Origin of the sequence: Spiroplasma sp. hyd1 (assembly GCF_016082235.1) — a bacterium.
Classification (GTDB): Bacteria; Bacillota_I; Bacilli_A; order Mycoplasmatales; family Mycoplasmataceae; genus Spiroplasma; species Spiroplasma poulsonii.
In genome coordinates this window covers 23,548-39,092 of sequence record NZ_JXYY01000002.1, presented here as the reverse complement: position 1 = coordinate 39,092, position 15,545 = coordinate 23,548, and the positions used below count along the sequence as shown (strand labels likewise).

The 15,545-nt window shown below is 26.1% G+C and carries 17 protein-coding genes and 1 pseudogene; 13 read left to right on the top strand and 5 right to left on the bottom strand.

The annotated features are described in order from the left end of the window. Positions 1-61 precede the first annotated feature (61 nt). The 7 genes from TS70_RS00635 to TS70_RS00610 all read left to right on the top strand — a co-directional run bounded on the left by TS70_RS00635 (position 62) and on the right by TS70_RS00610 (position 6,313). Positions 62-619 carry a hypothetical protein gene (locus tag TS70_RS00635; protein WP_232332201.1) on the top strand — a complete coding sequence of 186 codons (558 nt, stop codon included), beginning with the start codon at positions 62-64 and terminating at the stop codon, positions 617-619. Positions 620-629: 10 nt separating this feature from the next. Beyond that, entirely contained in the window at positions 630-1,070 is a 441-nt protein-coding gene (locus tag TS70_RS06960; protein ID WP_232332200.1) for a hypothetical protein, read from the top strand. After that, positions 1,042-1,890 (top strand): ComEC/Rec2 family competence protein, encoded by an 849-nt coding sequence (locus TS70_RS06955; RefSeq protein ID WP_052443552.1) that lies wholly within the window; start codon positions 1,042-1,044, stop codon positions 1,888-1,890. Before TS70_RS06960 ends, TS70_RS06955 begins: the two co-directional genes overlap by 29 nt. 66 nt (positions 1,891-1,956) lie before the next feature. Beyond that, positions 1,957-2,792, top strand: a protein-coding gene (locus TS70_RS00625; protein ID WP_105628856.1) for an IS5 family transposase whose coding sequence is annotated in 2 segments (ribosomal slippage) — positions 1,957-2,353 and positions 2,353-2,792 — 837 coding nt in all. Because the reading frame shifts where the segments join, the coding sequence is not laid out codon by codon here. A gap of 203 nt (positions 2,793-2,995) precedes the next feature. Next, positions 2,996-3,751 (top strand): ComEC/Rec2 family competence protein, encoded by a 756-nt coding sequence (locus tag TS70_RS00620; protein ID WP_105629020.1) that lies wholly within the window; start codon positions 2,996-2,998, stop codon positions 3,749-3,751. A gap of 79 nt (positions 3,752-3,830) precedes the next feature. Beyond that, positions 3,831-4,796: a DNA polymerase III subunit delta gene (holA, locus tag TS70_RS00615; RefSeq protein ID WP_040094278.1), complete on the top strand. Its 966-nt coding sequence runs from the start codon at positions 3,831-3,833 to the stop codon at positions 4,794-4,796. 29 nt (positions 4,797-4,825) lie between these two features. Then, positions 4,826-6,313 (top strand): hypothetical protein, encoded by a 1,488-nt coding sequence (locus tag TS70_RS00610; RefSeq protein ID WP_198049102.1) that lies wholly within the window; start codon positions 4,826-4,828, stop codon positions 6,311-6,313. 77 nt (positions 6,314-6,390) lie between these two features. Here TS70_RS00610 and rpsT read toward each other — a convergent pair whose 3' ends face one another. Continuing rightward, positions 6,391-6,642 (bottom strand): 30S ribosomal protein S20, encoded by a 252-nt coding sequence (gene rpsT / locus TS70_RS00605; protein WP_127092353.1) that lies wholly within the window; start codon positions 6,640-6,642, stop codon positions 6,391-6,393. Between the two features lie 143 nt (positions 6,643-6,785). Here rpsT and TS70_RS00600 point away from each other — a divergent pair, with 143 nt between their 5' ends. From TS70_RS00600 to TS70_RS06945, 4 genes are all read left to right on the top strand, one after another. Beyond that, positions 6,786-7,073, top strand: coding sequence for a hypothetical protein (locus TS70_RS00600; protein WP_198049101.1), 288 nt, complete (start codon positions 6,786-6,788; stop codon positions 7,071-7,073). Positions 7,074-7,138: 65 nt separating this feature from the next. After that, positions 7,139-7,570 carry a ribose 5-phosphate isomerase B gene (rpiB, locus tag TS70_RS00595; protein WP_198049100.1) on the top strand — a complete coding sequence of 144 codons (432 nt, stop codon included), beginning with the start codon at positions 7,139-7,141 and terminating at the stop codon, positions 7,568-7,570. Between the two features lie 8 nt (positions 7,571-7,578). Then, positions 7,579-8,295, top strand: a complete 717-nt coding sequence (locus tag TS70_RS06950; protein ID WP_232332198.1) for a hypothetical protein — start codon at positions 7,579-7,581, stop codon at positions 8,293-8,295. A 292-nt stretch (positions 8,296-8,587) separates the two neighbouring features. Then, positions 8,588-9,076: a hypothetical protein gene (locus TS70_RS06945; protein WP_232332197.1), complete on the top strand. Its 489-nt coding sequence runs from the start codon at positions 8,588-8,590 to the stop codon at positions 9,074-9,076. On the opposite strand, the gene TS70_RS00585 is transcribed toward TS70_RS06945, so the two are convergent. Next, positions 9,069-9,296 (bottom strand): NifU family protein, encoded by a 228-nt coding sequence (locus tag TS70_RS00585; RefSeq protein ID WP_040094267.1) that lies wholly within the window; start codon positions 9,294-9,296, stop codon positions 9,069-9,071. The genes TS70_RS06945 and TS70_RS00585 overlap by 8 nt on opposite strands. A gap of 136 nt (positions 9,297-9,432) precedes the next feature. Here TS70_RS00585 and TS70_RS00580 point away from each other — a divergent pair, with 136 nt between their 5' ends. After that, on the top strand, positions 9,433-10,461 hold the full coding sequence (locus TS70_RS00580; RefSeq protein WP_198049099.1) for a ribose-phosphate diphosphokinase: 1,029 nt from the start codon (positions 9,433-9,435) through the stop codon (positions 10,459-10,461). A 130-nt stretch (positions 10,462-10,591) separates the two neighbouring features. On the opposite strand, the gene TS70_RS00575 is transcribed toward TS70_RS00580, so the two are convergent. Further along, positions 10,592-11,245, bottom strand: a complete 654-nt coding sequence (locus TS70_RS00575) for a hypothetical protein (protein WP_198049098.1) — start codon at positions 11,243-11,245, stop codon at positions 10,592-10,594. Between the two features lie 280 nt (positions 11,246-11,525). Here TS70_RS00575 and TS70_RS06940 point away from each other — a divergent pair, with 280 nt between their 5' ends. Then, the gene (locus TS70_RS06940) at positions 11,526-13,073 is read left to right on the top strand and encodes a hypothetical protein (RefSeq protein ID WP_232332196.1); all 1,548 of its coding nucleotides are present in this window, start codon (positions 11,526-11,528) and stop codon (positions 13,071-13,073) included. Between the two features lie 1,270 nt (positions 13,074-14,343). On the opposite strand, the pseudogene TS70_RS00565 reads toward TS70_RS06940, so the two are convergent. Together TS70_RS00565 and TS70_RS06935 are read right to left on the bottom strand one after the other, a co-directional pair. Continuing rightward, positions 14,344-15,178 (bottom strand): annotated as a pseudogene (locus tag TS70_RS00565) (IS5 family transposase). Between the two features lie 26 nt (positions 15,179-15,204). Further along, a complete protein-coding gene (locus TS70_RS06935; protein WP_232332194.1) occupies positions 15,205-15,405 on the bottom strand; it encodes a hypothetical protein in 201 nt (66 codons plus the stop codon). Between the last annotated feature and the right edge of the window lie 140 nt (positions 15,406-15,545).

The window sequence follows — 15,545 nt, the reverse complement described above, 5'->3', positions numbered from 1 at the left end:
CATCTCTTTTTTCTTGCAAGGAAAATGAAAAGACAATGATTATATCATAAGTTGAAAGCGGGTGGTTTTTGTTAAAAAGAAGGGATATTTTATTTTTACAATATTATTTGGTATTTTAGTTACTTTAATTTATTTTTTATTTTCTTGACGAATAAATGTTAATAATTTTGTAGAAAAAGACCTCCGAAAATATGATTACAAAATAATTTTTACAAATAAATATAATTTACCATTAGCACAACCAAAAGTAATTCCAACTCCTGTTTGAATTTCTGCGGAAATGGTTGGTTGAACAATTGAAACAATTTTATTAAATTATCAGTTTGATTTTAATGTTTTTGCTCCAATTCATAAAAATATTTTGCAAAAAAAATATCAGCAAATATCAACAATTGGACTAATTCCAACAGCACAATATATTAAATGATATCCACGGCAATTATTAACAAAACAACTTTTAAAACAAGTTTTAATTCCAAATTTTCTGCAATCAAAAGTTATCAAAATTTTGCAAGATAAAGTAAATTCTTCTAAGATTATCATTACTAAATTACAACAATATTTAAGTGGTAGTTATTTAAAATATTTTAATATTATTAGGTTGTTTTGTGTTTTTTAATCTAAAACAGATGTATTGTTTTTTTAAAAAAGCAGATTTTATTTTACTTGGAGGAATAATTCTTTTTAATTATTTACTTTTGATAAATAGTTATTATGCTATTTTAGTTATTTTTATTTTAGGTTTTGTTTTAATTTGACAACAACGAAGAATTCATTTATGAATATTAATTTTAGCGATTATTGTGTTAGCAATTTTATCTTATTATTTAAAGCAACCAAATTTTTATCACAATCAAATTGTTACTGGGCAGATTCAAAAGAAGGGGGTAGGTTATTATTATTTGCAAATTGGTTGAAAACAATATTTTTTGAAAACAACGCTTAATTTTGAGGTGCATAATCAAGTTCGTTTACAAGGATATTATTCGGCAATTATCTCATCATCTAATATTTATGAATTAAATCGCCACGCTTGATTAAATGCGAACAATATTTTTTTATCAATTTAACTTAACAAAAATAATAGAAGTTAAAACAGGAACTAGTATTCTTGCCAAAATAACAAATTTCTTTAATAATTATGATGATTTAACAAAGGATACAATTTATTTTATTTTGTTTGGTCAGAAAGCAAAAACAACACTTAATTTGTATAACGATTTTGTCAAAATAGGGGTCATTCATTTATTAATTGTTTCGGGATATCATATTAATATTTTATTTTGTTTTTTAGATAAATTATTTCAGCAAATTTTTCGAAAAAAAATTTATTATTATTTCATTTATGGTTTCTTACTTTTTTATTTATATCTTTTAAACTACTCTTTTGCAAGCGTTAAAGCTGTTATTTTATTAACCCTTTCATTGTTTAACACTCATTTTTTACAAAAAAAATTATCGTTGCACAAAATATGAGGATTAAATGTTTTCTTAGTATTATTATTTTTTCCGTATAGTTTTTTATCAAGTAGTTTCTGGTATAGTTTTACAGTAACATTATTTATTTTTACTTTTCAAACAAGGACAAAGCACTTTACTTTTTATCAAAAATTATTTTATTATAATTTTATGATTTTTGTTGTATTACTTGGTTGGACAATGTATTTTAATTATCATTTAAATTTTTCTAGTATGTTGTTTAATTTGTTATTAACACCAATTTTAGTGTTAATTTATTTCCTTTCATTTCTAATTATTTGCTTACCACCTTGTTATTTTGTTTACCAATATTTTTATTTGTTATTAAGGAACTATGTTATTCTTTGTACAAAAATTAATTTAGTATGAAATATTGGTGCTGTTAATATTGGTTATATTGTTTTATATTAGACTTCTTGCGATACCCTTTTTTATTAAAATATTATTATAAAATATAATTTATGAGGACATAAAAATATGAACAATAATAAATTTAATACTCTTAATGATAGAGAATGGTTAAGATTAACAGGAATAAAAAAATCCACTTTTAATAAAATGTTAGATATTTTAAAAGTTGCTGAAATAGAAAAATTTAAAAAAGGTGGTAAAACTAATAAATTATCATTAGAAAATAGATTATTGATGACTTTATTATATTGACGAGAATATCAGACTTATTTTCATCTTGGTAAAAGTTTTGATATTAGTGAGGCTAATTGTTATCGTAATATTAAGTGAATTGAAGATATTTTAATTAAAAACTCTGATTTTCAACAACTTGCTGGTAAAAAAGCACTAATAAATGATTATTTTAATGATAAAACTATTATTATTGATGCTACCGAAACTCCAATCCAACGCCCAAAAAAAGACAAAAACAATCTTATTCTGGTAAAAAGAAAAAACACACGATCAAAACACAAGTAATTATCGAACAAGAAACCAAAAAAATTATTGCAACAAGTTTTTCGCTCGGAAAAAAACATGATTATGCTTTATTTAAAGAATCAAAAATCCCAATTTTAAAAAATACCAAATTAATAGTTGATAGTGGTTATCAAGGAATACAAAAAAATCACAATAATGTTCTAATACCTACAAAGAAAACAAAGAAAAACCCTTTAAACAAAGAACAAAAGCAATATAATAGACTAGTTTCAAAAATGAGAATTATTATTGAAAATATTTTTGCTATTCTTAAAAAATTTAAAATTATTACAGAAAAATATCGTAATCGAAGAAAAAGATTTGGTTTAAGATTTAATTTAATTGCCTCAATTTATAATTTACAATTATTATATTTAACATAAAATATTTATTTAAAATTAAATAATTTAAATAATAAATTAATTTTTCGTTGTGGAAAAATATTAAATTTTTAAATAAAAAACATAATTAATTAAAATTATATTTTTCTATTAGTATCTTTTTTACAAATATTTGCAATTTTTTAACAAGTAATGCAAGAAGTCTATTATCTTATTTTATTAAGTGTTATTAATAGTATTGGGTTATGAAAAAAGATCCTTGCTTTTGGGTTAATACTTTTTTACTTTGTAGTAGTTTTCAAAATACTTTGTTTAATGCTAATTATTCTATGACAATGCTAAATGTTGGTAATGGTCAAACAATTGTTTTTCAAGATAACCGAACTTTAAGAACTGTTCTGTATGATGCTGGTGTGGATAGGGGTCGGTCAAAACAATTAGTAAGTAATTATTTACGATGAGCAGGAGTTAATTGAGTTGATGCTGTTTTTATTTCACATCAACATGATGATCATTATAATAATTTATTAGGAGTGCAAAATTATTTTTTAGTTAAACAAATTATTTATAATAATACTAAGTTAACAAGAATTAGATTTGGAGGAATGAAATTTACGGTTTTACATCGGTGGATTAATGACTCTGATGAAAATAATAATAGTTTAGTTGTTTTAGTTGAAATTAATAATACTAAAATTTTATTAACAGGAGATATTACTCAAAAAATTGAACTTAATTTATTAGAACAAGATTTGACAACAGCTACTTTATTGCAAGTTGCTCATCATGGCTCGGTGACAAGTTCTAATCTACTTTTTTTGCAAAGAATAAAACCAATGTTTTGTTTTATTTCTGGTGAAAAAACAAAACAACAAAAGTATCCTGCTGCAACAGTTTTACAAAATTTGCAAGCTGTTAATTGCCAAATTTATTTTACTGGTGGTAAAAGAAATCTTCAGTTTCATATTATTGATAAAAAAACAGTTCTCAAATTATTTTAAGTTAACATTTTAATTATTTGCTTTTATGATAAGATTACTTTAACATAGTTTTTAGCACAGTTTAAAGGAGTTTTAAAAGATGTTTTTAATATATGGGGAAGATGCTTTTTTAATTAAAATGCAAAAAAATAAAATTCTAAAGAAAATTAATCCAGATAATGAATATGATTTGCAAGAGTATAGTTATTTAGAAGATTCTCTTTTAACAATTTTAAATGATGCTAATACGATACCATTATTTTCTGAAAAAAGAATTATCATTATTAATGATAGTTACTTTATTACCGAAGAAAAAATTAAAACAAAAGTTGATAATAAAGAATATTTAACCCATTTAATGGAATATTTGTTAACTCCCAATCCAAGTACTTTCATTATTTTTATTTGCCCAGTAAATAATATTAGTAATCGTTTAAAAATAACAAAAAAAATGTTGGAATTAACTAGTGTTTTAAAAGCAACTAATTTATCATACAATGAATTAACAAAATTTATTGATAATTATATTGTTAAAAATAATGGAACAATTAAGCAAAATTTAATTAATAAAATTGTTGAATATTTACCAAATAATTTATATATTATTAAAAATGAACTAAAAAAATTACTTTTAATTGATAAAGTGATAACCGATGATTTAATTGAAAATAATATGACAAAATATTTGGATACGGATATTTTTAAATTGGTTGATGACCTATTAAAAAATGATTTAAATAATTTTCTAATTAATTATCATTATTTGCAAGAACGGGGATTAAGTAGTATTGCTTTGTTAGCTTTAATTACTAATAGTGTTATTTTTACAAGAGATATTATTGTATTATCTGCTTTAAAGAAAACACCATCCCAAATTGCTGAAATTCTACAAATTCATCCTTTTCGGGTTAAAAAAATTGCTGAACATATGCATAATTTTAGTATCAAAAAAGCAAATAATATTATTAAGGAATTATTTTGAATTGATTATAATATAAAAAAGGGTATAATAAGGAAAGAAATTAGTAGTGATTTGTATTTAATTAAATTATTTGATATAAATTAAACTATAGCAAAGAAAGACGAGGGAAACAAATGAAAGAAAATAAATTATATGCTCATATAGTTTATACATTATACAATACATTTAATGATGACAATATAAAGGCACAAGTAATCGTTAATCCAGAGTTTAAAAAATTAGTAATTCAGCAAATTTGTAACCTATTGACATTAGAAAAAGAATTTAATGCAAATTTAAATGATAATAAGTTTACTCTTTCATTTGCACAAGTCTTAGCCGATATTACCAATGAATCAGAAACAATTGAAAAAGTTGATGGGGCTACTTTTAACTCGTTAGATGAAGAATATGTTGAATTTGTACAATATATTGTTCAAAATTTTGAAGTTGAAAAAAGTTATATTACGAGAGAAAATGTGATTACAAATGAATTAATTGATGCAACAGCTGATTTTACTGATAAAAAAGCAGTTGAAAATGCACAAGATAAATTAAAAATTAAAACTAACGAAAAAGAATTAGATGAATTACGGGACCAAACAGGACCAACAATTGCTAGTGCGGGTGCTGCTATGGGCGGGATGGGACCTAACTTTCCTGATCCAAATAATTTTGATATGTCGCAGATGATGCAACAAATGGCTAATATGCCAGTTCCACCGCGATTGGATCCTCGTTTTTACTTTTATACTTCAAAACCAAAATATATGCCGCTTTTGAAAAAAATTGTTGCTGGTATTGTAATTCTGGCGTCGGTTTTATTAGTAATTCTATGATTTTTAACTTCTTATTTAAATATCCGCTTAGATACAAAAGTAATTGTTTATACAATTCCGGAAACAAAATTATCGATTATTGTTGGTGGAGGAGCAGATTCTGCCTTACATAATGGGAATAATAATTTTAGTAAAGAAGCATTTGCTTTTGGTTCGCAGTATAACTTCTCATTAATGTTGTCCGCTGGTTTACAAACATTTTCTGGGATTCTATCAATCTTACCGGGAATTTTCTTGAGCTATGAGTTATTAGGGAAAAAACGTTTTAAACGAGATAACTATGTTGTTCGTTTTTGACCAGTTGTGTTGTCAATTGTGATTTTATTATATTCTGCGTTATCATTAATTCAAGTTTTACTACCAAATATGGTTGAGAAATATTTTAATAAAAGCTCAGTTCCTAACAATGGAGTAATTATTAAAAACGACCCCGGATTAGACATTACTGGTGGGTTATTATTGCCAGATTCTGATTTGGCTGAAACAATTAAAAGTTTAATAAATGAAGTATATAATAATACAACTTATCAAGTTTTACGAATTTTTACAATTATTTCAATGATTATTGGTCTAATTGCTGGAATTATGGTTGTTATTTTAGCTGTTTTAGCACCTAAAGTAGATCGCAATAAATTGATTCGTGCTAATACAGAATATCAAAAAGCAGTGACAGCAATGATGAGTGGTCAAAAATACGAAATGGACCCAACGCTGTTTGATGATGAATTTAAAGATGACAATGTTTTTGAAAAAGATGACTCAGATCGTAAGAAAGATAATTAAAATAAAAAGTTTTCATAAATTAATTATGAAAACTTTTTATTTTAATACTGTTGTCTATTTTGAAAAAGGATGCGTAATTAATTTGCTTTAAGCATTAATTTACTTTTAACACGAGCAGCTTTATTAGCATGATAAATTCCTTTAGTAACTGCTTTATCCACTAAACTAATTGCTGTGCTAACTAGTTCTGTTGCATTTGCATCATTTGCATTGATTGCAAATTCTGCTTTTTTAATTGCAGTTTTTATTGAAGATTTAAAAGATTTATTTGCTAAATTAGCTTTTGCATTTGTTGCAACTCTTTTAATTTGTGATTTAATATTAGCCATGTTAGGTCTCCTTTCATTTTTTAAGACACAAAGGAATTATAGCAAATAGATAAAAAGGTGTAAAGAAAAGTAGTACTTTTTCTCGATAATTTATAACTTTTTTCTTGATTATATGTATAATAAAGGTAATAGGAGCTACGGGCATGAGTTATTATTATCAACATAAGTTAGGATTTTCTTTTCATGGTTTACAACGGATTCGGGAACGAATTCCACTTTTTAAGAATGAAAATGATTGAATCATTAAAGATAAAATTATTAAAATGATTGACAACTCTTCTGATCGGATTGAAACAAGGAGTAATTTATATATTAAATTAGATGATTTAGAGGGTAATTTATATGTTGTTGTTGAAAAACAACAGCGTTTAATTGTGACTGTAACACAAATAAGTCCAAAAAAATTACTTGATGTAATTACCCAAAATTAGGGTCTAAGTGTTTTCATGAGGAAGATGTGTTATAGTTAAAATATAGGCAAAGGAGAAAAGAAACTATGAAAGTGATTATAGGGAACGATCATACTGGTGTTGAGATGAAAAACGCAATTGTTAAATATTTAACAGATCAAAAACATCAAGTTATTAATTTAGGGACAAATAGTGATGCGGCAGTGGATTATCCAGACTTGGGTCAAGCAGTTGGTGAAAAAGTGATGCAAGAAAAAGATAGTCTTGGCATTGTCATTTGTGGAACGGGAATTGGAATTTCAATTGCAGCCAACAAAGTAAAAGGAGTAAGAGCAACGTTGTGCAATGAAACAAATTTAGCTAAATTAGCACGTGAACACAATAATGCAAATGTTTTGGCATTAGGGGCCCGTGTTATTGCTATTCAAAATGCAATTTGAATTGTTGAAACATTTTTAAATACTAGTTTTGATGCGGGACGTCATGCGTTACGTATTGATAAACTTAATAAACTGTAATTATTGTTATGAATAATTGAGATAGTTTAATTTTGTATCCTTTTTTAACAATATTAGTAATGATTGCTTATGTTATTGGTTTGGTTAAAAAAGGAGCAAAATCTTTTTGGCAATGAGTTTTTATTGTTCAGCATTTTTGTTTTTGATTAGCATTATCATGTACATTAACTTTAAACTATAATTTTATTATTTTTGATTTTGCAAAAAACATTACTTCAATTGCAATTTTATTTGCCGTTAGTACTTCGTTTTATGCTGCCATCTTTTTTATTCCAGGAGCATGAATTACTGCTTTGGTTCGTAGCCGGAAACTGTGATTGTGGATTTCATATGGGTTAATGCTTTTTGGAATTTTATTAGTTTTAATTTTGCCACATAATTGAGGGGCAATGATTATTTGTACCATTGCGTTTGGATTTGGTGTTTCAACCAATTCAATATGATATTTAAGTTTTAATGAAGTTTATTTATATCAAACTAATCCGTTTTTAACAATTGCTTTAAACTTACCAGTTGTATTTTTAGCTAATATGGCAGGAGCAAATTTTTTAATGTTTGTAAAAAATTTTAATCAAAATCCTTTAACATTACATTATGTTATTTTTGGAACTATTTTTGGTTTGTTAATATTTGCGATGATCTTTTGTTTTTATTTGCCAGAAATTAAGAGTAATATTGGTGCATTTCAGCCACCAGTATTAAAACAACTTCCGCCGTTTTCATAATGAAAAGTTGTTATTATTTTTGTTTTGTTATTTTTTGTCGCAATATTAAGAGAACTAAGTCAAGGTGATTTTTTAAACTTATTATTAGCTCAAGAAGCTTGGGTTAAGTACCATAACAAAATAATTGTCGAACAATATCTTCATTCTGTGCAAGAAATTTGGTGAATTGCACAAATTGTTGGTGCCGCATTAATATATCATTTTTTTTGTTAAAAAGGTTGGAATTAAAAATTCACTAATATTAGCATTTGCTATTTGAGGAGTATATTTCATTTTAGCCGCAACAATTTCAGTGCCAGAAGTTTTGTTGGGATTGCAAGTTTTAAATGGTTTTGCTTTAGGAGTATTATTTGGGGTTTTGTTTTCCTTAGCAATTATGTGGAATTATCGGATTCGAAACCGACCGGTAACTGGTTGTTTTTCGGCACTAAATTCTTTGATGACTTTTTTAGTTCAGTTTTTAATTCGTGTTTTTGCTGACAATCATTTTGGTATTTTTAATAATTTAGCGATAAATTGAAATTTACCATTTGTTGAAAACGATGCATTTTTAAAAACACTAAAAACTGTTATTTTATTTTTATATTTAGGATGTGCCCTTAGTTGTTTTGGATTAATTATTCTTGTTTATTTTACTGCTAAATTTATTAGTGGTGAGTATTATTATCCAAAACAAGTGGAAGTAAAATTAGCGGAATTAGTAGGAATGGTTGTTCCAGAACGGGTTGATCAAAAAATTGTCTTACAAGAATATTTACAAACAAAAAAAGAAGTTACATAATAACTTCCACTGCTTTAATGTCAGGCATTTCTTGTTTAACAATTTGTTCAACGCCATCTTTAATTGTTGAATCAATTAATTCGCAGCCAACACATGCCCCAGCTATTCGAACATAAACAACATTATCTTTAACTTCGACAAATTCAATGTCCCCACCATCTTGGTTAATATAGGGGCGAAGATTATCGATAATATCTTTTGCTTGACTTGTTTGTGTCATTTTATCACCTTCATTATTTATTATATCATTATTATTTTCTAATAAAAGATTGTTTAATTTATTATGGATAAGTATATAATTAAGTAAGGATTCAATTTGAATTTTTATCTCATACCAAAATTTTATAGGAGGACTAATGGAAGAAAAGAGTTTTAGTATATATGGCCTGTCTGCTGGAGTTAAGTTAGCAGATGAAATTTGTAATATGTTAGGTGTTAAAAGAGAAGAAATGGAAACTATTCGTTTTGCTGATGGAGAAATTCTAGTACGAGCAATGAATTCAGTTCGTGGCAAAGATGTTTACATTATTCAATCAACATCATGGCCAGTTAATGAAAATTTGATGGAGTTATTAATTGCAATTGATGCTTTAAAACGCGGAAGTGCACAAAGCATTAATGTGATTATTCCTTATTTTGGTTATGCGCGACAAGACCGTAAAGCGCGTGGCCGTCAACCAATTACTTGTAAGTTAGTTGCTAATATGTTAACAACAGCAGGGGCAACAAGAGTGATGACTGTTGATTTACATTCACCACAATCAATGGGATTTTTTGATGTTCCTGTTGACGATTTACGTTCAACACAAGAATTAGCAACAACAATTATTCGTAAATTCGAAGAAGATCATATTACTGAAGAAGTAACAATTGTTTCACCAGACCATGGTGGATTAGTTCGTGCTCGTGACGTTGCTAATCGGTTAGGGAGTTTGGCCGGGAATATTGCGGTAATTGATAAACGTCGCCCAAAACCAAATGTTAGTGAAGTTCAATTTGTGTTGGGAGATGTTAAAGATCGAATTTGTTTTATTGTTGATGATATGATTGATACAGCAGGAACAATTTGCAATGCCGCTAAAGCTTTAAAAGAAAATTGTGCAAAAGAAGTATACTTATTAGCTTGTCATGGTGTTTTTTCACCACCAGCAAAAGAACGATTAACTGAAATCATCAATAATGGAACTGTCAAAAAAGTTATTGTTACGAATACAATTGATATTAATAGTGACCGTCTCTTTGATGGGTTAGAAGTTATTTCAATTGCTAGCTTAATTTCACAAATGATTAAAGCAATGATTGAAAAACGTAGTTTATCTGATGTTTATCTACAATGTAATGAAAAAATTAAAAAATTAGTAGAAAAAATTAAAGGAATAAAATAACAGTCATTTAATATATTAAATAAAAATAAGATACTAAAATAGTTATTAAAAAAGTTTAAGGTTAATTAAAAAATAGACCTTAAACTTTTTAATTTTAATATAGTAGTTTTCTAAAACCTACTATATTTTGTTATTTTACTTTATTTCAAGTTTTGTAATTTGCTCTAACTAAAAATGATAATGTTGTACGACTATATTGTCGCACATAACCTGGATCATAATCAAAGAAGGGGCCATTATTTGTGATTTGATATTTTTTACTATTGTTTGGTTGTTTTATTTTTACTTCCTTCTTTTTCAAATTAATGCTTTTTGCTTTGTTAGTTTCTGTTTTGTTTGGTTGTTTTGCTTCCTTTTTAGTTGGTGCTTGATGAATACTTTCTTGCTTTGAAATTGTACGACCGGCATAGTTAGTTTTTTTAATTTTTTGTGTAATTCGTTTATGTTTCTGTTCATTAATATACTCTAATTGTGAAGGCGGTTTAACTTGCTGTGGTTTAATTGCAACAATTTTTCCTTCTTTTTTATTATTAGTTTTTTTGATTGTAATTTGTTTTGGTGTTTTTGGCAATTCCAAAGTTTGACCGGGAGTTAAATTTTTTGTAATTGATAAAAGGAGTTGTTTTTGATCTTGTGTTAGTCCTTTTTTAAAACGTAATAATCTTTCAATCGTTGGTGCATTTAAGCGCATTGCTAATAGTTCATTTAAAATCTTTTGATTTTCTACAGTATATTTTTTTTGTTGTGATAGGGTTGAAGTTGTTGTTAATTTGTTTGTACTCATTTTGTTCCTCATTTTTTACATATATTTTTACGATACCATATTTTTTAACAATCTGGTATGCTTTATAAGAATTTTTTAAAATTGTTTTTTAAATGTTGTTACATTTAACAATGCCAAAAAATTAAAATTTATTTACAAATTTTAAAAAATAAAAGAAAAATTTCTTGCAATTTATTTTTACATCGTGTATTATTTTAGTCAATTTTTTATATTGATTAATACCTCCTTTTATGTTAATATTAATAAATGAGTGTAATTATTTAAGAGGGGTTATTTTAACATGAATAAAGATACTGAAAAAGATCTTAGTGAAGATATTGATCCAAACGCTTCGCCTGATCAAAATGAAATTGTTAATCCTAAATCTGAGAAAAAACAAACTACGGATAACATTAAATATGGACGTGCAACATTTGGGGGAATTTTTAAAACAGAATTATATAATTCTATTGCCCGTGATAAAAAACATTTGCTGCGATTTTTATTAATTTGTTTTATGTCTTTTTTGTATGGAATTATTTGTATTACTGGAGTTTGAGATCCAGTTGCTAATATTTCAAAAGTACCAATGGCAATTGTAAACCGTGATGATGCAACTTGTGTTGCTTATGTTAATAGTAAAGGTGGAACTGAATTTATTGACAATGCAGTTAAAGTTGGTTATTTAGAAGCAAAAAGCTCAGAAGAATGTAATGGGCAAGCAAGCAAATGATACCAAAGTGAAGGATTTGATCCAAATAAGTATGAACTTAATTATCGTTATTCTTCATTGGTTGATAGTGTTATTACTAATAATAACAAATATGATGAAAATTCAAAAACTTTAACAACATCAATTGGTGATATTGCAACAACAATTAAATATTTAAAAGAGACAGAAACTAGTTTTACTCCAAATAGTAAATACTGAGTGCAACTAAAAATTCCAACTGATTATTCTTTAAATACTTATAAATTAATGCGTGGATTAGCTCAAATTGGTGAACCAAATTTTACTGATGATGATGAAAACGATTTCTTTAAAACAATGGATTATTTCAGTGCTAATAAAATGAAATTTTGAGCGACATATGAACATAGTTTTATGATTGGTAATATGATGAATATGTTACAAGCGGGTTTTGGAAGTTTAGCTAGTAGTATTCTAGCAACATTAGCACCAGAAACAATGTTTTGATTAGCATCACGACAAGATCATGGTGAAAGTTCAAATGGTGGTGGGAGCTCTCATTTTGGTGAGTATTATATTATCCCCAAAAATATGTATAATTTTATCATGGCTGTTGTTCAAAACATTAGCACATATGATTGTGATGGGAAAGTATGTCAGGGACCAAAACCAAATGAGCCATCAAACTTATATAAAGCGTTACAACATCTAAAACAAAATAACCCTAAATTATATGAATCCGTTAACAAAATGTTTGGTCATATTAAAAACGATGTTATGATTTCTGTTGGTGGGATTATTGAATTAAAAATGGCGGATATTTTACCGCTTGCTTTTCAAATTATGTTTCCTGATTTAGGAAGCCCAAAAGATAATGACCCAAGATGAGAACAACGTGTTTACTTTTCAGATTATAAAACAAAATTATTATCTGTAACTCAATATTTTTTAAATAATGTATCAAAATCAACTAGTGTTAATAAACATATCCAAGGTTATGAATTTGGAACTTATGGATATGGATTAGGATTATATTTTATTTCAATTTCATTGTGAATTGGAGCTATTACGCAAACATTTATTTATCGTAAAAAAGTTATACGCCTAATGCAAAATGATATCAACACTATTTTTCAAAATGATTTACAATGTTGATAACTTCCTATGCCCAAACGCTATTGTTATTCTTAGGATTATTAGCTGTTGGTTATGGAAAATTAGGATCACCAATTGTTTATATGCTGATGTGGATGATTGTCACCGCGACCGTCTTAACAACAATAACCCAGGCGCTCTGGTACTCAATGCCAGATGATAATGTCGGACGATTCTTATCTATTATCTATACTGTCTTTAATTTAACGGCCGGGGGAGGAAGTTTCCCAGTTATTTTACAAAATGGCTTTTTCCAAGCAATTAGTTATATTGTGCCATTTAAATATACGATTTTTGGAATGAGTAATATTGTCTATGGAATTGCATCTAACGAGGGAATTATTAGCATGTATAACAATGAAATTTTAGGGTGTTTTGGAGCATTACTAATTTTTCTAGCAGTCTTTTTAGGAATTGGTTTAGGAACGGCATATATTTATCGTCGAATTGAAATGTTTGGAACATTTAGCTTAAAAGAAATTTATGAAACAATGGATAATATTGATGCAACAAAAGAATTTGTTAGAAGTCGTCGTGTTATTAACAATTTAAGTGTTGAATATGCTTTATTAATTAAAAAATATATTGATGAAAAACATCGTGAACAAAAAATTAAAGATTTAGAAGATAAAATTAATTCATTGTATAAAGATCCTGTTGTTGTTCGAATTAAAAAATTAGAAGCAATGATTGAAATGTATCGAAACCGTTTTGAAATAATTAAGCAAAAATATGTTATTTTAGTTCAAAAAGCTGAAATTACAAATGATAGTTATGATATTCGTAAATCACAAAGATTAAAAGAAAAATTAGAAACTTTAGGCGAAAAAATTAAGGCAGCACGAAAAGAAATTGAAATGCTGAAAACTAATCCAAATTATGAACGTATTCTAAAATTACGTGAACAATTTGATAATTTAAAAGACGAATATAATTTTGCAACACGAACAATTAATGACAATAGTTCAAAGCTAAAATTACGAAAAGTATATACTTTACGACAACAATTAACATATATTCAAAATAAAATTGATGAGTTAAACAGTAATACAAAGAAAACAGTTTTTGATAACCCACGTGATAAAAAAAATAATAAATTAATTNTTCAATAGACTTCTTGCATTACTTGTTAAAAAATTGCAAATATTTGTAAAAAAGATACTAATAGAAAAATATAATTTTAATTAATTATGTTTTTTATTTAAAAATTTAATATTTTTCCACAACGAAAAATTAATTTATTATTTAAATTATTTAATTTTAAATAAATATTTTATGTTAAATATAATAATTGTAAATTATAAATTGAGGCAATTAAATTAAATCTTAAACCAAATCTTTTTCTTCGATTACGATATTTTTCTGTAATAATTTTAAATTTTTTAAGAATAGCAAAAATATTTTCAATAATAATTCTCATTTTTGAAACTAGTCTATTATATTGCTTTTGTTCTTTGTTTAAAGGGTTTTTCTTTGTTTTCTTTGTAGGTATTAGAACATTATTGTGATTTTTTTGTATTCCTTGATAACCACTATCAACTATTAATTTGGTATTTTTTAAAATTGGGATTTTTGATTCTTTAAATAAAGCATAATCATGTTTTTTCCGAGCGAAAAACTTGTTGCAATAATTTTTTTGGTTTCTTGTTCGATAATTACTTGTGTTTTGATCGTGTGTTTTTTCTTTTTACCAGAATAAGATTGTTTTTGTCTTTTTTTGGGCGTTGGATTGGAGTTTCGGTAGCATCAATAATAATAGTTTTATCATTAAAATAATCATTTATTAGTGCTTTTTTACCAGCAAGTTGTTGAAAATCAGAGTTTTTAATTAAAATATCTTCAATTCACTTAATATTACGATAACAATTAGCCTCACTAATATCAAAACTTTTACCAAGATGAAAATAAGTCTGATATTCTCGTCAATATAATAAAGTCATCAATAATCTATTTTCTAATGATAATTTATTAGTTTTACCACCTTTTTTAAATTTTTCTATTTCAGCAACTTTTAAAATATCTAACATTTTATTAAAAGTGGATTTTTTTATTCCTGTTAATCTTAACCATTCTCTATCATTAAGAGTATTAAATTTATTATTGTTCATATTTTTATGTCCTCATAAATTATATTTTATAATAATATTTTAATAAAAAAGGGTATCGCAAGAAGTCTATTGTATATTTCATCTTTTGTAATTTTCGATAACTTATAATTTTTATCTTTTTCAGCATTTAATTCTTCTAATTGACGTTTTAATTTAGCAATACGGTCTTCAATATGATGATTAACTTGGGTTTTATTTGCCTCTAAATCTTTAATATCATTTGCCAATATTAATAATTTTTCTTGGCAAATTGCAACTATTCTTGATTCTGGTTTTGTTTGTTTTAAATGATTTAAATGTTCTTTTTCTAGATTATATTAGACTTCTTGCGATACCCTTTTTTATTAAAATATTATTATAAAATATA